Below are 21,728 nucleotides of genomic sequence, written 5' to 3'. Positions count from 1 at the left end.
GCTCCTCAGGAAGGTTTGGCGTTGAGATAGCTGCGACGCACCAGATACTGCTGCACCACGGTAATCAGCGCCATAATCAGCACCAGCAGCATCGCCAGCGCGCCGCCGGTGTTTGGATCCAGCGAGATATCGCCAGAAACCAGCGCAGCAATACGCACCGGCACCACGTTGAAGTTGCCGGTGGTGAGCGCATAAATGGTGGCGTACGCGCCAAGCGCATTGGCAAGCAAAATCACAAAGGTGCCAAGCAGCGCCGGGAACAGAATTGGTAAGCCGATATGCCACCAATAGCGCCAGCGGCTGGCACCGAGCAAGGCCGCAGACTCTTGCCAATCCTGACGTAAGCCGTCAAAAGCCGGATAGAGCAGCAGAATGCCGAGCGGGATTTGGAACCAGGTGTAAACCAGCACCATGCCGTCACGCGAAAACAGTTTGAAGCCTTCCAGCACGCCGTAATGGCGCAGCAGCAGCGTCAGGCAACCGTTCAGGCCGAGCAGAATCACAAAGGCAAACGCCAACGGCACGCCAGCAAAGTTGCTGGTCATGTTGGTAAAGGACATCAAAAAGCGCTGAAAACGGCCGCTTCCCAACTGATGCAGCGAATAGCCAGCAATCAACGAGATCAACAAGCCGTAAATGCTCGACCAGATGGAGATATCCAGCGACAGACGAAACGCCTGTAAATAGAACGGCGAGGTGAGGATATCGCTGTAATTATCGATGCCCCAACGTTCGTTGATATCGCTCCAGAAGCTGTTGATGGCAATCCACAACAGCGGCGCGAGCTGGAAAGCTACCCAGAACAGCGCAAACGGCAGCAGCAATAATGTAGCCAGCGTTTTGCCTTTCATTAATGCCGCTCCGCCAGCAGTGCGCGACAAACCGGTTTGTCGTGTTCGACGCCGAGCAAACTGCAAACGATGCCGCATAACTCGGTTTGCTGTGGTTGCAGATCCGCCTGAAGTGAGAAGCCTGAACCAAACACAAACAGCGGTACTTGGGTCTCTTCCGGCAAAATACCGCCGTGCGAGCGATCGTTGTTCATGCCGTGATCGGCGGTGACAATCACCTGATAGCCTTCCGCCAGCCAGGTTGGCATCCATTGCGATAAATAACCATCGGCCATGCGCGCGCGGTTGCGATACTGCGGCGACGACAAGCTGTGCTTGTGCCCGGCATCGTCAATGTTCATCGGGTGGATCAGCAGGAAATCGGGATCGTGCTTGAGGCGCAGACTTTCGGCGTCTTCAAACAGATGGGAATCGGGATAACCGTCGTCCCAGTAAAAGTGGCCATACTGAATCGGCAAATCGGGCGCGTGGGTGTGGCGATCGCGCGCGGCATTAAACGGAGTTTGATTGTACAACTCGCTCACCCAGTGATATGCGGCGGCGGCGGTGGTTAAGCCAGCAGCGCGCGCGTAATGGAAGATGCTGCGCTGATTACTCAAGCGATTGACGCCGTTATGAATAATGCCGCTGCGCACCGGTGGAATGCCGGTCAAAATGCATTCGTATAACGGACGCGACAGCGAAGGCAGTTCGCAGGTCAGCGTATAATATTGGCCGTTGCCCTGGGCGCATTCGGCAAACAGATAACCCATTGCATGCTGCGCCACCTGATTGCTCAGCCCATCCAATACCACCAGGATCGTTTTCATCCTTTCTCCTTAATGGAAAAAGGTGCGCATGAATGCGCACCCTACAAAAACAACGTTATTGCTTCATATTGATGATGACGTTCTCTTGCCACAGACGCGGCAGCATTTTCGAGGTTTTGTCCCAGGCAGCCTGGTCTTTGATTGGACGGGCATTTTTATACTCAGACTGCGGCAGCAGCTTGGCTTGCACGTCGGCAGGGAGTGTTAAATGCTCGGCACGAATTGGACGCGCATAGCCTTTCGCCAGATTGATCTGACCTTCATCAGACAGGATGTATTCACGCGCCAGCTTGGCGGCATTAGGGTGCTTGGCGTATTTGTTGATGATGGTGGAGTAACCTGAAGTCACTGAACCGTCGGATGGAATCACCACTTCGTAGCGGTTTTTGTCGATCTGATCGCGGTAGTTCAGACCGTTAAAGTCCCATACCACGGCAACCTGAATTTCGCCTTTCTCAATGTTGGCAATCACCGGATCGGTCACGCCCAGGCGGCCTTCTTTCGCCAGCTCACCGAAGAAGCTCAGCGCCGGTTTTACGTTCTTATCATCACCGCCCATCGCATAGCTGGCAGCCAAGACACCGTTAGCCGCTTGAGCCGCAGTGCCGACGTCGCCGATAGTGACCACATACTTACCTTTCTTCAAATCGGCCCAGCTGTGCGGTACATCTTTCACTTGTTGCTTGTCGACCAGGAACGCGATGGTGCCGGTATACGCCAGCATCCAGTTGCCTTCTGGATCTTTCGCCCAGCTTGGGATTTGGTCCCAATGGGTGGGTTTATAAGGCTGTGCGACACCCTTCGCTACGGCAATTGGGCCAAACGCGGCACCCACATCGCCGATATCCGCGCTGGCGTTCTCTTTCTCGGCATCGAATTTCGCCAGTTCCTGGGCAGAGGACATATCAGTGTCGCTGTGCTTCAGGCCGTATTTGCTGCTGAGATCACTCCAGGTATCTTTCCAGTTGGCCCAGCTGTCTGGCATGCCGACACTGTTAACCTGGCCTTCAGCACGCGCAGCTTTTTCCAGCGTGGCGAGGTCATTATCTGCGGCTTGCGCGGCAGGCAACGCAAGCAGTACGGCACTGGCTACTACAGAGGCGATAAACGCTTTCATCTCGATTGCTCCCGGTATATGTTGTGGGACTTCTTGGTCTAGACCAGCAAGAACCGAGCCAATGTAGCCCGAGTAGATGAAGGTTTTATGACCATGGTGGTGAAATGTGGTGTGGCGCGACGATCCACATGCGGTTACAGCGCGCTAAAGCGTGGGTTTGTTCTTGTCACATTGTAGTCATCGAACTGTCATAGTGCAGTTTTGCCCCAAAATGAGGCTGAAAAATGTTGTCGAAAACGGCGGATGTGATTGCGGCAGGGCTGCGTGAACGCATTGAAATCGGTGAATTTGCCAGCGGACGCTTACCAGCGGAGCGCAGTCTTAGCGAGCAGTATTCCACCACACGCATCACCTTGCGTGAGGCGCTGGGTTTGCTGGAAGCGCAGGGGATAATCTATCGTGAACTGCGTCGCGGCTGGTTTCTGGCGCCGCCGCGACTGGTGTATAACCCGTCGCATCACAGCCACTTTCACGCGATGGCAACAGAGCAGGGGCGTGTGGCCAGCACCGAAGTGCTTGAGGCGCGCGAGGTGCCCGCGCAACTGGCGATTGCGCGACATCTTCAGCTGCTGGAAGGCGATATCGTTTTCCGTATTCGTCGCTTGCGGCGTATTGATGGTCGCGCGGTGTTGTATGTTGAGCATTACCTCAACCCAGCCTATTTTCCCGGCTTGTTAGACGAAGATTTCACCCGTTCTCTCACCGATTTGTATCAGCAACGCTATGGCATTCGCTACGGTGGCGCACGTTTTACGATTTTACCGGGGCCGCTGCCCACGCGGGCTGCGCCTGCGTTGAATGTTGCCAGCGGCACGCCGGGATTGCTCATCACCCGCATTAACCGCGATCAGCACAAGCGCGTAATTGATTGCGACTGCGAGTTCTGGCGCTACGACGCGCTTTGCGTGGATGTCGAAGTATAGATATTGTGATTTTGATCACACTACAGCATGATAGCGCCAGAGCTATTCAGAGCACGAGGTGTGAAAAAATGACAATAAAAACAGGCGTTGGGCAGTACATTTCCCTGGCGCTGCAATGGGTGCTGAATATTGGCCTGATCATTCTGGCGATTATTCTGGTGGTGTTTCTCGGCAAGGAGACCATTCACCTTGCTAACGTGCTATTTAGTACCGGCGAGCAAACTTCTTCGTATCTGCTGATCGAAGGCATCGTCATCTATTTCCTCTATTTCGAGTTTATCGCGCTGATTGTGAAGTATTTTCAGTCGGGCTACCACTTCCCGCTGCGCTATTTCATCTATATCGGCATTACAGCGATTATTCGTCTGATCATCGTCGACCATAAAAACCCGTTCGATACCTTGTATTACTCGGCTGCTATCCTGATTCTGGTGGTGACGTTGTGGCTGGCGAACAGTAATCGCCTGAAACGTGAGTAAATAATCTTCTTTCTTTGTCGTGGCACAACGATCCGTGCCACGCATTCTCCTCTGCGTTAAACTAGGGCAACTTTTTTTCCGGAGATGTCCTGATGTCGCATGAAGCGCTGCGCCAGTTACGCGCACTGCACTGGCTACCAGCCTCTTCCCCGCTGCTTTCCGCCCCTTTGCTGGACTGGCTACTGGAAGAAGATTCCATGACGCGCCGTTTCGAGCAGCATTGCCAGCAGGTCACCGTTGAGCCGATCCGCGAAGGCTTTTTTGCTGCCGATGAAGTGCAGGAAGAAGCGGCATTCTTGCCTGCCGATGAACGCTTTTGGCTGCGTGAAATTGTACTGTGCGGCGATGGCGAACCCTGGCTGATTGGCCGCACGGTCGTCCCTGAAAGCACATTGAACGGCCCGGAACAGATGCTGCAAAAGCTCGGCACGCGACCGCTAGGCCGCTATCTGTTCTCTTCATCAACCTTGAGCCGTGATTTTATCGACCCCGGCCAGGTTGATGATTTTTGGGGACGCCGTTCCCGGCTGCGTTTGTCAGGCAAACCGCTGTTGCTAACCGAACTGTTTTTACCGGCGTCGCCGCTGTATCGCTCGCTGGAGCAAGGATAAATGACTGTGCAAAACACTTTACCGATGACCAAGTGGCAAGCCTATTGCCGCCTGATGCGAATCGACAAACCGATCGGCACTGTTTTACTGCTGTGGCCAACGATGTGGGCGCTGTGGCTTTCTGGCATGGCGATCCCGCCGCTGTCAGTGCTGTTGGTGTTCGTGCTTGGCGTGATCGTGATGCGCGCCGCTGGCTGTGTGATCAACGATTACGCGGATCGCAAAATTGATGGTCACGTTAAGCGCACCGCTTCACGCCCGCTGGCGAGCGGCGCGGTAAGCGAGAAGGAAGCCAAACTGCTGTTCGCGGGTTTGGGATTGCTGGCCTTCATGCTGGTGTTAACCATGAACACCATGACGATCTTGCTGTCGTTCGGCGGATTGGCGCTGGCGTGGGTTTATCCCTTCATGAAGCGTTACACCCATCTGCCGCAAGTAGTATTGGGCGCGGCATTTGGCTGGGCGATCCCGATGGGATGGGCGGCAGTTAGTGAGTCCTTACCTTTGGTTTGCTGGTTGGTTTTCCTGGCAAATATCTGCTGGACGGTGGCTTACGACACGCAATATGCGATGGTTGATCGTGATGATGATTTGAAGATTGGCGTGAAATCCACGGCGATTTTGTTTGGTCGCTATGACAAGCTGATTATCGGTTTGCTGCAACTGGCGACGCTGGCGCTGATGGCGCTGGTCGGCATGATGCTCAATTTGAGCGGCGCGTTTTACTGGTCGCTGTTGCTGGCTGCGGGCCTGTTTGTGCACCAGCAGAAACTGATTGCCCAGCGCGAGCGTGATCCTTGCTTCCAGGCGTTTCTGAATAACAACTATGTTGGCATGGTGCTGTTCCTGGGCATCCTGCTCAGCACGGTACCGTTTGTCGATATGCTATAAAATGAAAGGGCGCACCGAAGTGCGCCCTTTTTATCGCTTGCCGCGTTACTCGTGCGTTATCGCACTTTCAATCGTCAATCGCACATCATTGGTCACCAACTCCGCCAGCATCTGCCACATCATGTGGGTGCGTTCGGCATCGGCATCGCCGGTATCACTGATGTAGCCTTCAGCACGAAGCGTCAGCACCAGCGCCGTAAACACCGCTTTATCGAAAAATTCCGGTGCATTAATGCCGTGCAGCACAGATAGACGTTGCGCCAGCGTGCGGCTCTCTTTCTCCAGCGTGCCACGGTTGATGGCCGGTTTGGCGCTGAGAATCGCAAAGGTAATCGCAAAACGTTGCAAGGTTTCACGGATGCCCGCTGCCAATAATTGCAGTGAACGATGACGTGCCGCATTCATTTTGAGCTGACCATTTTGCTGAGAAATCAGTCCCTGACGTGCCATTTCTGCGCACAAGGCATTGAGTAGCGCAGGAAGTTCTTCATCTTTCCAGCGCAGGAACAGTTCACTCTTCAGCATCGGATACACCAGGCTCACCTGACGCAGCAGTTCTGCTTCGCTGATTTCACGATGTTGTTGCACTACAGCGGCAATCAGCGACGGCATCACCAGCATGTGGTGAATGTTGTTGCGATAGTACGTCATCAACACCGCCTGCTCACGCGGCAGAATGATGATGTCACCAATGCTGTCTTGCTCAGTTTCGAACTTGTTCATGCCCATAGCGTGATCAAGCAGAGCTTCGGCGCTCATATCGGGCACCGTCGCTTCTGGCGAATACGGCACGTTACGCAGCAACTGGGTGTAGCACTCAAGTTGCTCAATCAGCTGTTCGCGCGTCAGTGAACGCTGGCGTGACGCTAACAGCGCAGTCACACACAGGTTCATGGCGTTGGCCGCACCGGCTTCGTTAATGCGCACCATCAGCTTCGCCGCAATGTCATTCACTGCGGGAGTCATCCAGGCGGGACGCTGCGGTTCAATCGGATCAATCGCATCACGCCATTCCGGCACGTTTTTGTTCAGGTAGTTCATCAATGGCAGCGGTTCGCCAAAGTTGACGTAACCCTGGCCGAGATTACGCAGTTTGCGCAAGCCGCGTACCATTTGCAGGAAGTTCTCTTTCTCTTTCGCCGCGCCACGTAACTCTTTGGCGTAGGTACCTACTTCCATCACATGCTCATAACCGATGTAGATCGGAACAAAAGTGATGGGACGGCTGCCGCCACGCAACATCGCTTGCAGCGTCATCGACAGCGTGCCGGTTTTTGGATCGAGCAAACGGCCGGTACGCGAACGTCCACCTTCCACGAAGTATTCAACCGAGTAACCACGGCTAAACAACTCGCCCAGATATTCACGGAATACGGTGGAGTAGAGTTTGTTGCCTTTAAAGGTACGACGAATAAAGAACGCGCCCAAACGGCGGAAAATCGGACCTGCTGGCCAGAAATTCAGGTTGATACCGGCAGCAATGTGCGGCGGCACCAAACCCTGGTGATAAAGGACATATGAGAGCAACAGATAGTCCATGTGACTGCGGTGGCAGGGCACATAGACGATCTCATGGCCATCCTGCGCCAGCTGACGTACGCGCTCGCCGCCATGCACATTGATGCCTTGATATAAGCGGCTCCACAGCCAACCCATCACGCGATCGGTGATTTTAATCGCTTCATAGGAGAAGTTAGCCGCCACTTCTTCCATCATTTCGATGGCGTGTTGCTGGGCTTTCTCATGCGAAATCTTTTTGCTGCGCGCTTCATCTTCTACCGCTTTTTCAATCGCTTTGGACTGAAGTAGCTTGTTGAAGAGATCCTGGCGCGCCGGCAAACTCGGCCCAACCGCGGCTAAACGTTGGCGTGCGAAGTGAATCCGCGCCACACGTGCCAGCTTCTGTGCAATCGACTTATCGGTGCCGTGTTCGGTGGCCATTTGGCGCAGCGAAACGGTTTGCGAGAAACGTACAAAGCTGTCGCGGCCGTGCCACAGAATAGCGAAGAACTTCTGCACGCCATTCAGCACGCGCAAATGCGGTGCGGCTTCGCCCAACGTTTCACGTCCCGGCGCGCGACCAAACATCACCGCGACCGGCAACATTTGCACATCAAGCTGCGGGTTGCTGCGATGCAGATCGAGGTAGTCGTGGAACAGCTTTACCGATTCCGGATTCGCCACGAAATAGGGAATAACGCGCGGGCCATCGTGAATAAACACGTGGCGCGGAAGCAAGGTGCCATCGATCTCCAGCGGTGCCAGCGGATCGGGCAGATCATGTTTCAAACATTGCGCCCGCAGTGTCAGCAAGTCAGCCTTTGAATCATAAGGCAAAACATACATCACCGGACGTGTCGGATCGATCCCGTGTTCAGAGACAGGATCGGTCGGAATGACCTTACTTTTTACCAAAATAGAGAGTGGTAAATTCAATAATTTGTAATAGAGTTTACGCCAACCTGACATAGACAACTTAAAGCCTCTTGTTAGCAAAGCGCGGCAAGCATACCAGAAAGCGCAGCGAAGATCTGTGGCTCTGCCGCCTCACACTGCCACACATTGACGTCAAAATAGATCAAGGGTTCCACGTACATGGCAAATAATGTCACCGGTATTGTAAGAATAGTGAAAGCAGCCGGTTATTCCTGGCAAGGATTGCGCGCTGCCTGGCAGCATGAAGCCGCGTTTCGCCAGGAAGCGGTTGCGGCGCTGGTGGCGATTGTTATCGCTTGCTGGCTGGATGTGGATGCCATCACCCGCGTGTTGTTGATTGGCTCTGTGATGCTGGTGGTCATTGTCGAAGTCCTTAATAGTGCCATCGAATCCGTGGTTGATCGCATCGGGCAGGAGCAACATCCGCTAGCGGGGCGCGCCAAAGATATGGGGTCGGCTGCGGTACTGCTGACTATCTTACTGGCTCTGTTTGTTTGGATCGCCTTGCTCTGGTCGCATTTGAGATAAAGATTCCAGATTCCTCAACCCGCTGATTTTTCCCTCTGTTATGGTTTTCATTCCGCCAATACCTGTATATACTCACAGCGACTGTATAAACAACCAGGGGGCGGGATGAAAGCGTTAACTGCACGGCAGCAACAGGTCTATGACCTGATTCGCGACCATATTAACCAGACGGGCATGCCGCCAACGCGTGCGGAAATTGCTGCGCAACTGGGTTTTCGCTCGCCCAATGCTGCTGAAGAGCATCTGAAAGCGCTGGCGCGTAAAGGCGTAATTGAAATCGTTTCTGGCGCATCGCGCGGGATTCGTTTGCTAATGGAAGAAGAACCGAGCGAAGGGCTGCCGCTGATTGGCCGCGTTGCTGCGGGTGAACCGCTGTTGGCACAAGAACATATCGAAGCGCACTATCAAGTAGATGCCAACCTGTTCAAACCGAGCGCGGATTTTCTGCTGCGCGTCAGCGGTATGTCGATGAAAGACATCGGCATTATGGATGGAGATCTATTAGCAGTGCATAAAACGCAGGAAGTGCGTAACGGCCAGGTTGTGGTGGCGCGCATTGATGATGAAGTCACGGTGAAACGCTGGAAAAAGCAGGGCGCGATTGTGCATTTGCTGCCAGAAAACAACGATTTCCAACCGATTGTGGTCGATACGCGCGAGCAACTGCTGACCATTGAAGGCTTGGCAGTTGGCATCGTGCGCAACGGCGAGTGGCTCTGATTTATTTCTGGATTTTCCCAACTGCGGCGGCGTGAAATTCGCTGGCCGCAGTCTGCTATTCTACTCTCCTGAAACTTCTTCTGCGGCACAGTCCGGCGTTATCACGCTGATCACCGCATAAAACGGAATGGGCTGATGCGGCTGTTTTCCTCTTCAGATAAAACACTCTGGCGGCTAGCGCTGCCGATGATCCTCTCTAATATCACCGTGCCATTATTGGGCGTGGTGGATACCGCAGTGATTGGTCATCTCGACAGCTCAATCTATTTGGGCGGCGTCGCGGTGGGCACCACAGCAACCAGCTTTATCTTTATGTTGCTGCTATTCCTACGTATGAGCACCACCGGACTAACCGCTCAGGCGTTTGGCGCCAATGATAAAACCGCACTGGCGCGCGCGTTAACCCAGCCGCTGCTGATCGCGTTGGTGTTTGGCATGCTGTTTATGCTGTTACGAACGCCGGCGAGTAATTTGGCCGCCGCATTGATGGGCGGTAGCGCAGCAGTGCAGCAACAGGCGCAAATATTCATTGAGATTCGCTGGCTCAGCGCGCCCGCCACGCTAGCCAATTTAGTGATTCTTGGCTGGTTGCTCGGCGTGCAATATGCGAGAGCGCCGATGGTGCTGCTGATTATCGGTAATCTGGTGAATATCCTGCTTGATCTGCTGTTCGTGCTTAAGCTGCACTGGGGCGTGGCCGGTGCGGCGGCGGCAACTGCATCGGCGGAATATGTCACGCTTGCCGTTGGTTTGTGGATGGTGGCGCGTGTACTCAAGATGCGCGGTATTCACTTTTCATTATTAAAAAGCAGCTGGCGCGGCGATGCGGCGCGCTTGTTCCGTCTTAATCGCGACATCATGTTGCGTTCCCTCATGCTGCAAATCTGTTTCGCTTCGTTGACGTTACTTGGCGCGCGTATTGGCCCAGATGTGGTGGCGGTCAATGCGGTGTTGCTGATGTTCCTGACTTTCACGGCCTATGCGTTAGATGGCTTTGCTTACGCGGTAGAAGCCTGTTCCGGTGAAGCGGTTGGCGCGAAAGATCGCAGTAAGTTACTGCTAATCTGGCATGCGGCCTGTCGTCAGGCGTGTTTTGTTGCGCTGATGTTTGCGGTGATTTATGCCTGCACCGGACCACAGATCGTCGCCATGCTGACTTCCCTTGAAGCGCTGCGCGAAATGGCCGATCGCTACCTCATCTGGCAGGTGATTTTGCCGCTGGTGGGCGTGTGGTGTTATCTGCTGGATGGCATGTTTATCGGTGCCACGCGTGGACGTGAAATGCGTAACAGCATGGTGATGGCGGCGATCGGTTATGGCATTACGCTTTTGACATTACCGTGGCTGGGCAATCACGGCTTGTGGCTGGCGGTGACGGTGTTTCTTGCCTTGCGCGGATTAACGTTGTGGCTGGTCTGGCGCGGTCATTGGCGGCGTGACAGCTGGTTTAATGCTTGATAAGCGAAGCGTAACCTACAGATTAATCTGTATTTCCCGGCAAACTGCGCAGCGCCTACTATAATTATCTCAAACGGCGCAAATGAGTAGCGCGTTGTGTGGGTATTTCCTTATTTATACAGGGGATCTACCCGTCTCACTCAGGATGACGTGGAGGATTATATGAACAAAGACGAAGCGAGCGGTAACTGGAAGCAGTTTAAAGGGAAATTTAAAGAGAAGTGGGGAAAACTCACTGATGACGATCTGACCGTGATTGAAGGTAAGCGCGATCAGCTGGTCGGCAAAATTCAGGAACGCTACGGCTACGCGAAAGATCAAGCCGAGAAAGAAGTGAAGGATTGGGAAACCACCAATAAAGATTACCGCTGGTAATTCCCGTTCAGGAAGATGCTCCTACCCACCGATCATTTAGCGTAGTGATCGGTAAGGCACACGGAAGTGCCACCCTATTTTCTCGCCCGTTTTTTCCCTTCCACCTGATGGTCATGTTCGCAGCTTTCATGATGGGTACAAGCCGCGACTTCCGCGCAGTTCTCACACAAACCATGTGCTTCAATCACTGTATGTCGCAGTGAAAATCCTGCCTGATCGGCTAAACCTGCAATGGTTTTTTCCACGCCGTGAGCATGTTTTTCTGTCACTGCCGCACAACCATCGCATACCAACATTACCGAAGTATGCGCCGGTTCATCGAAATGATGGCAAACCACATAGCTGTTGTTTGACTCAACGCGATGAATAAAGCCCTGTTCCAGCAAAAAATCCAGCGCACGATAAATGGTCGGCGGTTTAGCCTGTGGCTCGCTGACACGCAACTGATCCAGCAAATCATAGGCGCTTATCGAACCATTTTGCTCCGCCATTAAACGCAGCACTTCTGCGCGTTGGGTGGTGAGGCGCACGCCGCGGTCGAGGCAAAGTGATTCAGCCTGAGTCAGAAGTTGTTCGGGCGTGAGGTTTGACATAAGCGTTCTCCAGGTTACAGGTGATGTTATTTTATCACACAAATTTTTACCCTGCTGTGATTGCTTTTTATCCTTAAAGCGCCTCAGAAAATTCCCACCAATCAACAAATTACCTGAATCATTTCCCCGGTTATTTTTTTGCAGCATTTTTGCTGTACCAATCGTAACTGGTAGGCACGACAACGGTTGAGGGCTTTTGCTTTGCAACTCACCAGGTTAGCGTCTATGGTTCAAAAGGTCTTAAGTAATTTCTGGCATCAATTTACTCACTGTTAATATTTCTGCATAAAAACACAGCAGAATGGTGCGGGCGTATCCAATTCTGCGAATAGCAGTGCTATTTCCTTTTAATTCACAGCAATGAAGCGTTAGCCAGGGTTCAGAATAGCGGCTAACTAAACTGTTCAGTCGGTGAGAGGCTCAGCGACATTTTAAAGGTGATGGCAGGCTCATGGTGAAGACATTATTCAGGCACAAAAAAGTTGCTTATCTTGTTGGTTTGAATGCGGTATTTCTTTCTACTTCGGCTCTGGCAGCAGGTACATGGTACGACGCACGCAATGATGCGATGGGCGGCACTGGCGTGGCGTCTTCCACATGGAGTTCAGCGGTGCTGGCTAACCCAGCATTGATGACCAAAGCGCAGCCTGAAGACAACGTCAGCATCATTTTCCCTTCAGCGGGCGCACAGGTTACTGACAAAGACAAATTAATCGACCGTGTCGATGACATCACCGATACCGTCGATCGCTATCAGAAAGTGATTGATGGCCTGACATTCGCCGATTACCTCAATGGCTACCCGCAACTTAAAGCGGCTGCTGGCGATATGGCGAATCAGCTCAGTGATTTACGTGGCAACAAAGCCGATGGCACTGCGGGTGTGGCGCTGGCTGTCACGGTTCCTAATGAAACCCTGCCGTTTGCCTTCATTACCAAGGCGTATGGCACGGCGCACGTGCGCGCCAACGTGGCGGACAGCGATATTGCTTACCTGCGCGGCGTAGCCAATGGCAGCATCATTCCGCGTCCCGGTGATGAAGATAATCTGCGCTCCAGCGCTAACGGGTTGGCGGCGTTAATCACCGATTATGGCGTTGCCGTTGCTCATGAGTTCTCGATTGCAGGTCATCCGGTTTCACTGGGCGTAACGCCAAAGGTGCAAAAAACCTGGCTGTATAACTACACCGCCAGCATCTACAACTACGACAAGAACGATATCAACGACAGTCGCTATCGCAGCAGCGATACCGGTTTTAACGTCGATGCCGGTCTTGCCACCGATTTCGGTGACCACTGGACGTTAGGCGTGACCGGACAGAACCTGGTTTCGCGTGACATCGACACCAAAGAGGTCAATGGTTACAGCGATACCTACCAAATCCGACCGCTGGTCACCACCGGACTTTCGTGGAATTACGGGGCATTTACCGTGGCCGGTGATGTGGATTTGACACAAACCAAACGCTTTAAATCGCAAGAGAGCAGCCAATATGCTGGCGTCGGTGCCGAATATCGCGTGCTGGAATGGTTGGCGCTACGTGCCGGTTATCGCGCCGATATGAAATCGAACGATACCAATGTCTTCACCGCTGGTTTGGGCGTGTCGCCATTCCACAATACGGTACATCTGGATCTGGCCGGTTCGGTGGGCGAAGACAATACTGTCGGTGCCATGTTGCAGCTTGGATTTAACTTCTAACCGATGAATTTCACATCACGGTTACATTCAACCTGATTTCTCGTGAACAGGCTCACATAAAACAGGTCGCAATCGGCGACCTGTTTTTTTTCATCTGCGGGAAATTGTGATCGCAATCAATCAGCGTAACTGGGCCAGATTGAGCTGGGAAAGCAGCCAGGTTTTAAAGCTGTCGAGCGCAAAATGGCGATGCTGATGGCGCGGAAACACCAAATAGTGGCCGATGTAATGAATCTCTTGCGTGGTATTGATCAGCGGACACACTAAACGCCCACTCGCCAATTCGCGTTCGGCCAGCAATTTGGATTCCAGCACCACGCCCAGCCCATCGACGGCGGCGGCAATCGCCATAAAGCTGCGGTCAAAGCGCAAACCATAATGGCGCGGCGGCGTGAGGTTATTAGCCTCAAACCAACCTTTCCATTGATAAAGCTGCACATCACATTGGATCAGTGGCTGATGATAAAGATCCTCAGGCTGCTTGATCTGCGCGGCCAGCGCTGGCGAACAAAGCGGCGTTAACTCTTCCACCGCCAGCGGAATCTTTTCATAAGGCGATGGACGCGGCTCGCCATAAACAATATCCAAATCAAAGTCATCCTGCTCGAAGCGCGCGTATTCGGTGCTGGCCGATAGACGCAAATCGATATGCGGATGCGCCTGAATAAAGCTGCCCAGCCGCGGCAACAGCCATTGATGAGCGAAACTCGGCGCGGTGTGCAAGCGCAGCGGACGCGACTCATCGGCGGTCACCAGCGCCAAGCCGCGCTGCATCTCATCAAAGCCACGCTGAATGTGCTCCAGCAACACCACGCCTTCTTTGGTGAGGATGATTTCGCGCGTACTGCGCTGGAATAAACGCGTCTCCAGCGTCTCTTCCAGTTTGCGGATGGCGTGACTGATGGCGCTGGGCGAGAGATCGAGTTCTTTCGCCGCGCTGGCAAACGCGCCAGTACGACCAGCCGCTTCAAACGCCCGTAATAGTGAAAGCGGGGCTTTTCTCAATAACGACATTCGTGAATCCCATTCAACAGTAGATGCATTTTTTGCTTTTGTCGGTCGGCGCTGTGGCTGCGTAATCTGTTCCCAAGGGGCAAAGCGAGCGTGGGCAGCCGTTCTCACAGGTGAATAGCATGCACATTTCTCCGTGATAGATCTGCCCGCTACTCGCCACTTTTGCAAGATTTCACCTTTCTCAGGAACACTTATGACGACTCTCGCAGAACCTGAAGTGACCACTTTGCAACGTTTGCAGCAACACGCGTATCACATCCGTCGCTACGCGTTGCAAATGGGCGAAGTACAAGGGCAAGGCTACATCGGTCAGGCGTTGGGATTGGCCGATATGCTGGCGGTGGCGTGGTGCCACGCGATGAATATCCGCCCGGAAGATCCGGAATGGGAAGGTCGCGATCGCTTCCTGCTGTCGCACGGTCATTACGCTATCGCGCTGTACGCGGCGCTGATTGAAGCGGGCGTGATTCCTGAAGAAGAGTTGGAAACCTACGGCTCTGACGACAGCCGTTTGCCAATGTCCGGCATGGCAACCTACACGCCCGGCATGGAGATCTCTGGCGGCTCGCTCGGCCAGGGATTGACGATTGGTGTCGGCATGGCGCTGGCGCTGCGCCACAAAGGCAATCCGGCGTTTGTGTATAACTCAATGTCGGATGGCGAGTTAGATGAAGGCGCCACCTGGGAAGCGGCGATGGGTGCGGCGCATCATCAGCTGTCGAACCTGATCGTATTAGTGGATATCAATCAGCAGCAGGCCGACGGTCCTTCCAGCAGCGTGATGGGTTTTGAACCGCTGGCAGATAAGTGGCAGGCGTTTGGCTGGCACGTACAACGCGTGAATGGCAACGATATCGCCGCAGTACAACAGGCGTTTGACCGTGCGCGTGCGCTGCAAGAGCCGAAACCGCGGGTGATTCTGCTGGATACCTTGATGGGCAAAGGCGTGCCGTTCCTTGAAGCACGAGAAAAGAACCACTTTATTCGGGTTGATGCCGATGAATGGCAGCAGGCCATCGCCATCCTCGATCAGGCTCAGGAGGCCGCACAATGAGCAGCATCACCGCAGAGAAAAAACCGCGCTTGACCACTTCGGCGATGATTGCCTCGATCGCCAGCGAAGGACAGAAAACCGTCTCCGCGCCGTTTGGTCATGCACTGGTGAAAGCCGCGGCCACGCGACCAAATATTGTTGGCCTGACTGCCGATCTGTCGAAATACACCGATCTGCACATTTTTGCTCAGGCTCATCCTGAACGTCATTTTCAGATGGGCATGGCTGAACAGCTGCTAATGGGCGCTGCGGGCGGCATGGCGAAAGAGGGCATGACGCCGTTTGCCACCACCTATGCAGTGTTCGCCACGCGTCGCGCCTATGACTTTATCCATCAGGTGATTGCCGAAGAGCAGCTCAACGTGAAGATTTGCGCCGCGCTGCCGGGTTTAACCACCGGTTACGGGCCGAGTCATCAAGCCACGGAAGATATTGCGCTGATGCGTGGCATTCCGGGCCTGACGATTGTTGATCCTTGCGATGCGCTGGATACCGAACAAGCGGTGGCGGCGATTGCCGATCATCAAGGCCCGGTTTACATGCGCCTGCTGCGCGGCAAAGTACCGCTGGTGCTGGACGAATACGATTACCATTTCGAATTAGGCAAAGCCAAAATGCTGCGCGATGGCCGCGATGTCTTGCTGATCGCCAGCGGGATTATGACCATGCGCGCGCTGGAAACGGCCAAGGCGTTGGCGCATGACAACGTGGATGTGGCGGTGCTGCATGTGCCGACCATCAAGCCGCTGGACACAGAAACCATCATCGCGCAGTGCCAGCGCGCCGGGCGTTTAGTGGTGGTGATGGAGAATCACAGCGTGGTCGGCGGTTTAGGTGAAGCGATTGCCACCAGCTTGCTGCACGCGCAGGTGATGCCGGTGTTCAAACATATTGGCCTGCCAGACAAATTCCTCGATGCCGGTGCGTTGCCAACTTTGCACGACCGTTACGGGATTTCCACTGATGCCGTGGTCAGCGCGATTCGCGTCTGGCTGGCGTAAATGCGTAAGGAGAAAAGCATGAAAGTTATCTTCGTCGGCACCGGGGCGATTGGCGTACCGATGGCCTGCCAGATTCAGCAGGCCGGACATGCGGTTTTGGGTGTGGATGTGTTCGAGGCGTCGCGCCAACGTGCGCAGGCGCAGGGCATTGAAGCGGTCAGCAGCATCACGCAAGCACCAGAAGCGGATGTGGTGGTGGTGATGGTTGCCACGCCGCAGCAGTTGCAGGCGCTGGTGGCTGAAGCCTTGCCGCAGGTGGCGGGGCAACATTGGGTGATTATGTCCACCGTTGGCCCGCAAGCGGTGCGGGAAGCAGCCGTTCAGCTGATCGCGGCAGGGGCAAAAGTGGTCGATGCGCCAGTGACGGGCGGCACCGCGCGCGCCAGCACCGGGGAATTAGTGATTTTTGCATCAGGTGAAGCGGCGGCGATCGCCACCGTTGATCCGATATTAAAAGCCATGGGATCGGTGTCGATCGTCGGCAGCGAGATCGGCGAAGGTCAGGGGATCAAAGTGATCAACCAGCATCTGTGTTCGGTGCACATCGTGGCGGCCGCCGAAGCGCTAAGTCTGGCAACATCATTAGGGCTGGATCCGGCGCAGGTGCTGAAGCTGGTGGAACGCGGTGCGGCGGGTTCGTGGATGTTGTCGGATCGTGGCCCACGCATGTTGGAGGGCACCGATGTGGCGGTTTCCAGCGCCATCAATATTTTTGTGAAAGACAGCGGGTTAGTGGCAGAGGCGGCGATCGCCTGTCACGCAGAGGTTCCGCTCTTACAGGTCGCTCATGCTCGTTATCTGGCGGCAGCAGAAGCCGGATTGGGGCAACGTGATGACAGCAGAGTGATTGAAACCTGGCAAAAACCGACACGTTAACCAGTCAGTCACGCTGCCCGAAAAAATATCATAATACCGGGGTAAGACATGAACACGACTTCTGTACCTGCAAGCACCCGCGAAAACGCGGCCAAAGTCTCCTTCGCATCGATGATTGGATCGGCAGTTGAGAGCTACGATTTCTTCATCTACGGCACGGCGGCGGCGGCCTATTTTGGCCCGATTTTTTTCCATACCAAAGAGCCGATCATCGGCATTCTCGCGGCCTTCGCCACCTTAGCAGTTGGCTTCCTGATGCGTCCGCTGGGCGGTTATCTGGCCGGACACTTTGGCGATCGCTATGGCCGCAAAACCGTGCTGTTTTGGTCGCTGCTGGCAATGGGCGGCGCGACGGTGCTGATCGGCGCGTTACCCACCTATGAACAAGCGGGCATCCTGGCACCAATCTTGTTGATCTTACTCAGGATGATCCAGGGGATCGGATTCGGCGCGGAATGGGGCGGCGCAGTGTTAATGGCCTTTGAGCATGCGCCGGCCAAAAAGCGCGGTTTCTTCGGCGCGGTGCCACAATTGGGCATTCCGCTCGGCCTGCTGCTGGCGAACGGCTCTTTTCTGCTCTCGGCCGCATTGTTTGAAGGCGATTGGGTGTGGCGCATGCCGTTCCTGATCTCCTTTGTGATGGTGGCGATCGGCATCTTTATTCGTCTGCAAGTGGCGGAATCACCGGAGTTTGAAAAAGCCAAAGCCGACAATCAGATCGTCAAACAACCGGCGCTGGAAGTGATTCGCCGCGATTGGCGCACCATCGTCAAGATTATGGGCTTACGTCTGGCGGAAACCGGCGGTTACTACATCACCACCAGTTTTATGCTTTCGTATGTGGTGCTGGCGAAAATTACCGATACCCATCATGTGCTGTGGGGCACGCTGATCGGTTCGGCGCTTGGTTTGGGCAGCCACTTGCTGTACGGCGCGTTGAGTGACAAATACGGTCGTCGCCCAATCTTCCTGATTGGCGCCATCTTCACCATCTTGTTCGGTATCCCGATGTTCATGCTGATCAATACCGGCGCCGTAACCATGGTGATTGTGGCGGTAGCGATGTCGCTGCTGTTCAGCCATGACCCGATCTTTGCGGTGGAATCGAGCTGGTTCTCCGAGCAGTTCCCGGCCAATGTGCGCTCATCAGGGATTTCACTCGGCTACAACGGCGCATCGGTAGTGGCGGGTTTGCTGCCGTTCATCGCCACCGGCGTTTACAGCATGGTGGGCTGGATTGGACCGGCGGTGATGTTCTCGCTGCTGGGAGTGATTTCCACTTGGGTTGCCTTGCACACGCGAGAAACTGCTCCGGCGCGCGTGGGTGAGCCTGCTCGTCAGCCTGCTTCTGCGACAAAAGCACGTACGGTGTAGTGCTAATAACGGGCGGCTGTGTCGCCCGTTATTGCTGTGCTATCATTTGCGCAGTTTCTCATCACTCACTTACTGCGGATTTACTGCGTTTCATGACCGATACCTTCTCCTCGCAACGTTTTTCTATTGCCCCAATGCTCGACTGGACCGATCGCCACTGTCGTTATTTCCACCGCAAACTCAGCGGCGATACGCTGCTGTACACCGAAATGGTGACCACTGGCGCGATCATTCACGGCAAAGGTGATTATCTGGCTTATAGCGAGGACGAGCATCCGCTGGCGCTGCAATTGGGCGGAAGCGATCCGGCGGCGCTGGCGCAATGTGCCAAGCTCGCTGAAGAGCGCGGCTACGACGAGATTAACCTCAACGTCGGTTGCCCATCCGATCGCGTGCAGAACGGCCGTTTTGGCGCTTGCCTGATGGCGGATGCGCAGCTGGTGGCGGATTGCATTAAAGCGATGCGCGATGTGGTGAGCATCCCGGTCACGGTGAAAACCCGCATCGGTATTGATGAGCAGGACAGTTATGAATTCCTGTGTGATTTTATCGGCACCGTGGCGCAACAGGGCGGCTGCGACACCTTTATCATTCATGCGCGTAAAGCCTGGCTCTCTGGTTTGAGTCCAAAAGAGAACCGTGAAATCCCACCGCTCGATTATCCGCGTGTGTATCAGCTGAAGCGTGATTTCCCGGCGCTGACCATGGCGATTAACGGCGGCATTAAGACGCTGGAAGAAGCGAAGCAGCATTTGCAGCACATGGATGGCGTGATGATGGGGCGCGAAGCCTACCAAAATCCGGGCATTCTGGCGCAGGTGGATCGTGAGCTGTTTGGCCGCGATACGCCGCTGACGGATCCGGTGGCGGTGGTGCGCTCCATGTATCCTTATATCGAAGCGGAGTTATCGCAGGGAACCTATCTTGGCCACGTTACGCGCCATATGTTGGGCCTGTTCCAGGGGATTCCTGGCGCACGCCAATGGCGCCGTCACTTGAGTGAAAATGCCCACAAACCGGGTGCTGATGTGCGCGTGTTAGAAGCGGCGCTGGCGCTGGTAGCGGATAAGATCCCGCAGGAAGCCTAATAAGTTTGCACATACCGTAGCGGCGCAATTTATTGCGCAATGTCTGGATGGGCTGTGTGGCGCAACTAGGCAAGTTCAACACAATGCGATAAATCGCGCCGCTACGAATCGTACATATCTGGTTAATTATTTCCTCGCCACATGTTGGTTTTTTTCACCACTCTGCAATTGTGCATTTTTTCCCTCATTCAATAATTTCAATCAGTTAGCATCTCCACGGAGTTGGCACGCATCTTGTAATGCTCCTGATGTACCCATATCGGAAATTCTGGAGAACCTTCGTGGAAATACTCTTTGTTCTCGGCTTCTTTCTCATGCTGCTGGTGACCGGCGTTTCATTGCTGGGTGTCATCGCGGCCTTGATTGTTGCTACCGCTTTAATGTTCTTTGGCGGATTGCTGGCAATTGTTATTAAATTGTTGCCGTGGCTGATCTTGGCGCTAGTGGCGGCGTGGCTGTATCGTGCATTTTCCACCCCATCGGGCGAAGCAAAATTGAACCGTCTGAAAAGAAAAATCAGTGACTTAGAACGGAAGGGTTGGCGCTAATTGCGGTGAAGATCACAGACCAGGAAATTGCTTAGTACGAATCCGCAATTAAACATATTTTTTACTTATGTTTTCTGCCAGGATGATTGGCGTTGTTTCAACACGAATTCATCGCCGCTGTCCCTACACCAGCGCGAACTATAAAAAGAAAGAAAAAGGGGCTTCCTACGGGAAGCCCCGTTTGCATTTAGCGATCAGGGAATCAGCAAGCTCGAACCTTGCGTGGCTCGGCTTTCCAGCACTTGATGCGCGCGCACCGCATCGCTCAAGGTAAATTTCTGCTGATCTGGAACATTCACTTGAATGGCACGGCTGGCAATCAGCGAGAACAGCTCATTGCTGGCGGCATCCAGTTCTTCGCGATTGGTGATGTAACCAAACAGCGAAGGGCGCGTAACGAACAGCGAGCCTTTCTTGTTGAGAATGCCCAAGTCCACGCCCGTTACTGGCCCGGAAGCATTGCCAAAACTCACCATCAAACCGTGGCGACGCAAGCTGTCGAGCGACGGCTCCCAGGTATCTTTGCCCACTGAGTCATACACCACCGCGACTTTCTCACCGTTGGTCAACTCGCTGACGCGCTTGGCGATATCCTCTTCGCGATAATTGATGGTTGCCCATGCTCCGGCATCTTTGGCGATTTTGGCTTTTTCAGCAGAGCCGACGGTGCCGATCAGATGCGCGCCCAACGCTTTTGCCCATTGGCAAGCGATCAAACCGACGCCGCCCGCCGCAGCGTGGAACAGGAAGATTTCATCGGCTTTGACTTTGTAAGTCTGACGCAGCAAATACTGCACAGTCAGCCCTTTCAGGAAGGACGCGGCACCCTGCTCGAAGCTGATGCTTTCCGGCAGAATCACCAATCTGTCTTCTGCCACATTGTGCAGTTCGCTGTACGCGCCCAGTGCCGCCTGGCAATAGACCACGCGATCGCCAACTTTAAAACGCGTTACACCCGATCCGACACGTTTCACCACGCCCGCGGCTTCGGTGCCGACGCCCGAAGGGAAGCTGGCTTGCGGATACAAGCCGCTGCGCACGTAAGTATCAATGTAGTTAATGCCAATGGCCTTATTTTCCACCTGCACTTCGTGTGCAGCGGGATCGGCCAGCTCGAAATCGACCCATTGCAAAACTTCCGGGCCGCCGTGTTGGTTGAATTGAATCCGCTTTGCCATTCTGACTCCTGTGATTGTTCATCCTGGGACGGTATACTTGCGCGTCCCTTTCACGATCGGTAATGCATTCACTATGGCAGGAAATAAACCCACCAACAAATC

The 21,728-nt window shown here is 54.2% G+C and carries 22 protein-coding genes; 15 read left to right on the top strand and 7 right to left on the bottom strand.

Annotated elements, in window-relative coordinates:
* Nucleotides 1-5: 5 nt before the first annotated feature.
* From ABDW13_RS10655 to ABDW13_RS10645, 3 genes are read right to left on the bottom strand one after another with little or no spacing between them, the layout of a single operon-like run.
* A complete protein-coding gene (locus ABDW13_RS10655) occupies nt 6-851 on the bottom strand; it encodes an ABC transporter permease subunit (protein ID WP_343552534.1) in 846 nt (281 codons plus the stop codon).
* Nucleotides 851-1,660, bottom strand: coding sequence for an alkaline phosphatase family protein (locus tag ABDW13_RS10650; RefSeq protein WP_343552533.1), 810 nt, complete (start codon nt 1,658-1,660; stop codon nt 851-853). The genes ABDW13_RS10655 and ABDW13_RS10650 overlap by 1 nt, the downstream gene beginning before the upstream one ends.
* Nucleotides 1,661-1,715: 55 nt before the next feature.
* Entirely contained in the window at nt 1,716-2,777 is a 1,062-nt protein-coding gene (locus tag ABDW13_RS10645) for an extracellular solute-binding protein (RefSeq protein ID WP_343552532.1), read from the bottom strand.
* A 224-nt stretch (nt 2,778-3,001) separates the two neighbouring features.
* Between ABDW13_RS10645 and ABDW13_RS10640 the strand changes: the two genes are divergently transcribed.
* The 4 genes from ABDW13_RS10640 (at nt 3,002) to ubiA (ending at nt 5,681) form a co-directional block, all read left to right on the top strand.
* Nucleotides 3,002-3,700 carry a UTRA domain-containing protein gene (locus ABDW13_RS10640; RefSeq protein WP_343552531.1) on the top strand — a complete coding sequence of 233 codons (699 nt, stop codon included), beginning with the start codon at nt 3,002-3,004 and terminating at the stop codon, nt 3,698-3,700.
* A gap of 68 nt (nt 3,701-3,768) precedes the next feature.
* On the top strand, nt 3,769-4,179 hold the full coding sequence (gene psiE, locus ABDW13_RS10635) for a phosphate-starvation-inducible protein PsiE (RefSeq protein WP_008109934.1): 411 nt from the start codon (nt 3,769-3,771) through the stop codon (nt 4,177-4,179).
* 92 nt (nt 4,180-4,271) lie between these two features.
* Nucleotides 4,272-4,790, top strand: a complete 519-nt coding sequence (gene ubiC, locus ABDW13_RS10630; RefSeq protein ID WP_343552530.1) for a chorismate lyase — start codon at nt 4,272-4,274, stop codon at nt 4,788-4,790.
* Between the two features lie 6 nt (nt 4,791-4,796).
* On the top strand, nt 4,797-5,681 hold the full coding sequence (gene ubiA, locus ABDW13_RS10625) for a 4-hydroxybenzoate octaprenyltransferase (protein ID WP_343552593.1): 885 nt from the start codon (nt 4,797-4,799) through the stop codon (nt 5,679-5,681).
* Nucleotides 5,682-5,726: 45 nt separating this feature from the next.
* Here the strand turns inward: ubiA and plsB are convergent, their stop codons facing one another.
* Nucleotides 5,727-8,150 (bottom strand): glycerol-3-phosphate 1-O-acyltransferase PlsB, encoded by a 2,424-nt coding sequence (gene plsB / locus ABDW13_RS10620; RefSeq protein ID WP_343552529.1) that lies wholly within the window; start codon nt 8,148-8,150, stop codon nt 5,727-5,729.
* Between the two features lie 126 nt (nt 8,151-8,276).
* On the opposite strand from plsB, the gene ABDW13_RS10615 reads away from it, so the two are divergent.
* The 4 genes from ABDW13_RS10615 to ABDW13_RS10600 all read left to right on the top strand — a co-directional run bounded on the left by ABDW13_RS10615 (nt 8,277) and on the right by ABDW13_RS10600 (nt 11,198).
* Nucleotides 8,277-8,645 (top strand): diacylglycerol kinase, encoded by a 369-nt coding sequence (locus ABDW13_RS10615; RefSeq protein WP_343552528.1) that lies wholly within the window; start codon nt 8,277-8,279, stop codon nt 8,643-8,645.
* Nucleotides 8,646-8,750: 105 nt separating this feature from the next.
* A complete protein-coding gene (gene lexA, locus ABDW13_RS10610; RefSeq protein ID WP_343552527.1) occupies nt 8,751-9,365 on the top strand; it encodes a transcriptional repressor LexA in 615 nt (204 codons plus the stop codon).
* Nucleotides 9,366-9,500: 135 nt separating this feature from the next.
* Nucleotides 9,501-10,823, top strand: a complete 1,323-nt coding sequence (gene dinF / locus ABDW13_RS10605; protein ID WP_343552526.1) for an MATE family efflux transporter DinF — start codon at nt 9,501-9,503, stop codon at nt 10,821-10,823.
* Nucleotides 10,824-10,985: 162 nt separating this feature from the next.
* The gene (locus ABDW13_RS10600) at nt 10,986-11,198 is read left to right on the top strand and encodes a CsbD family protein (protein WP_343552525.1); all 213 of its coding nucleotides are present in this window, start codon (nt 10,986-10,988) and stop codon (nt 11,196-11,198) included.
* Between the two features lie 74 nt (nt 11,199-11,272).
* Here the strand turns inward: ABDW13_RS10600 and zur are convergent, their stop codons facing one another.
* A complete protein-coding gene (gene zur, locus ABDW13_RS10595; protein ID WP_343552524.1) occupies nt 11,273-11,791 on the bottom strand; it encodes a zinc uptake transcriptional repressor Zur in 519 nt (172 codons plus the stop codon).
* 451 nt (nt 11,792-12,242) lie between these two features.
* Between zur and ABDW13_RS10590 the strand changes: the two genes are divergently transcribed.
* Nucleotides 12,243-13,493 carry a conjugal transfer protein TraF gene (locus tag ABDW13_RS10590; protein ID WP_343552523.1) on the top strand — a complete coding sequence of 417 codons (1,251 nt, stop codon included), beginning with the start codon at nt 12,243-12,245 and terminating at the stop codon, nt 13,491-13,493.
* A gap of 120 nt (nt 13,494-13,613) precedes the next feature.
* Here the strand turns inward: ABDW13_RS10590 and ABDW13_RS10585 are convergent, their stop codons facing one another.
* Nucleotides 13,614-14,507 carry a LysR substrate-binding domain-containing protein gene (locus ABDW13_RS10585; protein ID WP_343552522.1) on the bottom strand — a complete coding sequence of 298 codons (894 nt, stop codon included), beginning with the start codon at nt 14,505-14,507 and terminating at the stop codon, nt 13,614-13,616.
* 193 nt (nt 14,508-14,700) lie between these two features.
* Here ABDW13_RS10585 and ABDW13_RS10580 point away from each other — a divergent pair, with 193 nt between their 5' ends.
* The 6 genes from ABDW13_RS10580 (at nt 14,701) to pspG (ending at nt 20,448) form a co-directional block, all read left to right on the top strand.
* Nucleotides 14,701-15,561: a transketolase gene (locus ABDW13_RS10580; protein WP_343552521.1), complete on the top strand. Its 861-nt coding sequence runs from the start codon at nt 14,701-14,703 to the stop codon at nt 15,559-15,561.
* Entirely contained in the window at nt 15,558-16,562 is a 1,005-nt protein-coding gene (locus ABDW13_RS10575) for a transketolase family protein (protein ID WP_343552520.1), read from the top strand. The genes ABDW13_RS10580 and ABDW13_RS10575 overlap by 4 nt, the downstream gene beginning before the upstream one ends.
* 18 nt (nt 16,563-16,580) lie before the next feature.
* On the top strand, nt 16,581-17,438 hold the full coding sequence (locus tag ABDW13_RS10570; protein WP_343552519.1) for an NAD(P)-dependent oxidoreductase: 858 nt from the start codon (nt 16,581-16,583) through the stop codon (nt 17,436-17,438).
* 48 nt (nt 17,439-17,486) lie between these two features.
* A complete protein-coding gene (locus ABDW13_RS10565; protein WP_343552518.1) occupies nt 17,487-18,812 on the top strand; it encodes an MFS transporter in 1,326 nt (441 codons plus the stop codon).
* A 92-nt stretch (nt 18,813-18,904) separates the two neighbouring features.
* Complete coding sequence (dusA, locus tag ABDW13_RS10560; protein WP_343552517.1) at nt 18,905-19,900, top strand: tRNA dihydrouridine(20/20a) synthase DusA; 996 nt, start codon at nt 18,905-18,907, stop codon at nt 19,898-19,900.
* 281 nt (nt 19,901-20,181) lie between these two features.
* Nucleotides 20,182-20,448: an envelope stress response protein PspG gene (gene pspG / locus ABDW13_RS10555; protein ID WP_343552516.1), complete on the top strand. Its 267-nt coding sequence runs from the start codon at nt 20,182-20,184 to the stop codon at nt 20,446-20,448.
* 194 nt (nt 20,449-20,642) lie between these two features.
* On the opposite strand, the gene ABDW13_RS10550 is transcribed toward pspG, so the two are convergent.
* Nucleotides 20,643-21,626 carry a quinone oxidoreductase gene (locus tag ABDW13_RS10550; protein WP_343552515.1) on the bottom strand — a complete coding sequence of 328 codons (984 nt, stop codon included), beginning with the start codon at nt 21,624-21,626 and terminating at the stop codon, nt 20,643-20,645.
* Nucleotides 21,627-21,728 lie beyond the last annotated feature (102 nt).

This window comes from Pantoea sp. (assembly GCF_039594315.1).
Lineage (GTDB): Bacteria > Pseudomonadota > Gammaproteobacteria > Enterobacterales > Enterobacteriaceae > Pantoea.
This window is presented reverse-complemented; position numbering and strand designations above follow the sequence as displayed.

Bases quoted from the DNA above. Each gene is read 5' to 3' on its own strand.
- ABDW13_RS10655 (WP_343552534.1), bottom strand. From the start codon at position 851: ATGAAAGGCAAAACGCTGGCTACATTATTGCTGCTGCCGTTTGCGCTG.
- ABDW13_RS10650 (WP_343552533.1), bottom strand. From the start codon at position 1,660: ATGAAAACGATCCTGGTGGTATTGGATGGGCTGAGCAATCAGGTGGCG.
- ABDW13_RS10645 (WP_343552532.1), bottom strand. From the start codon at position 2,777: ATGAAAGCGTTTATCGCCTCTGTAGTAGCCAGTGCCGTACTGCTTGCG.
- ABDW13_RS10640 (WP_343552531.1), top strand. From the start codon at position 3,002: ATGTTGTCGAAAACGGCGGATGTGATTGCGGCAGGGCTGCGTGAACGC.
- psiE (WP_008109934.1), top strand. From the start codon at position 3,769: ATGACAATAAAAACAGGCGTTGGGCAGTACATTTCCCTGGCGCTGCAA.
- ubiC (WP_343552530.1), top strand. From the start codon at position 4,272: ATGTCGCATGAAGCGCTGCGCCAGTTACGCGCACTGCACTGGCTACCA.
- plsB (WP_343552529.1), bottom strand. From the start codon at position 8,150: ATGTCAGGTTGGCGTAAACTCTATTACAAATTATTGAATTTACCACTC.
- ABDW13_RS10615 (WP_343552528.1), top strand. From the start codon at position 8,277: ATGGCAAATAATGTCACCGGTATTGTAAGAATAGTGAAAGCAGCCGGT.
- lexA (WP_343552527.1), top strand. From the start codon at position 8,751: ATGAAAGCGTTAACTGCACGGCAGCAACAGGTCTATGACCTGATTCGC.
- dinF (WP_343552526.1), top strand. From the start codon at position 9,501: ATGCGGCTGTTTTCCTCTTCAGATAAAACACTCTGGCGGCTAGCGCTG.
- ABDW13_RS10600 (WP_343552525.1), top strand. From the start codon at position 10,986: ATGAACAAAGACGAAGCGAGCGGTAACTGGAAGCAGTTTAAAGGGAAA.
- zur (WP_343552524.1), bottom strand. From the start codon at position 11,791: ATGTCAAACCTCACGCCCGAACAACTTCTGACTCAGGCTGAATCACTT.
- ABDW13_RS10590 (WP_343552523.1), top strand. From the start codon at position 12,243: ATGGTGAAGACATTATTCAGGCACAAAAAAGTTGCTTATCTTGTTGGT.
- ABDW13_RS10585 (WP_343552522.1), bottom strand. From the start codon at position 14,507: ATGTCGTTATTGAGAAAAGCCCCGCTTTCACTATTACGGGCGTTTGAA.
- ABDW13_RS10580 (WP_343552521.1), top strand. From the start codon at position 14,701: ATGACGACTCTCGCAGAACCTGAAGTGACCACTTTGCAACGTTTGCAG.
- ABDW13_RS10575 (WP_343552520.1), top strand. From the start codon at position 15,558: ATGAGCAGCATCACCGCAGAGAAAAAACCGCGCTTGACCACTTCGGCG.
- ABDW13_RS10570 (WP_343552519.1), top strand. From the start codon at position 16,581: ATGAAAGTTATCTTCGTCGGCACCGGGGCGATTGGCGTACCGATGGCC.
- ABDW13_RS10565 (WP_343552518.1), top strand. From the start codon at position 17,487: ATGAACACGACTTCTGTACCTGCAAGCACCCGCGAAAACGCGGCCAAA.
- dusA (WP_343552517.1), top strand. From the start codon at position 18,905: ATGACCGATACCTTCTCCTCGCAACGTTTTTCTATTGCCCCAATGCTC.
- ABDW13_RS10550 (WP_343552515.1), bottom strand. From the start codon at position 21,626: ATGGCAAAGCGGATTCAATTCAACCAACACGGCGGCCCGGAAGTTTTG.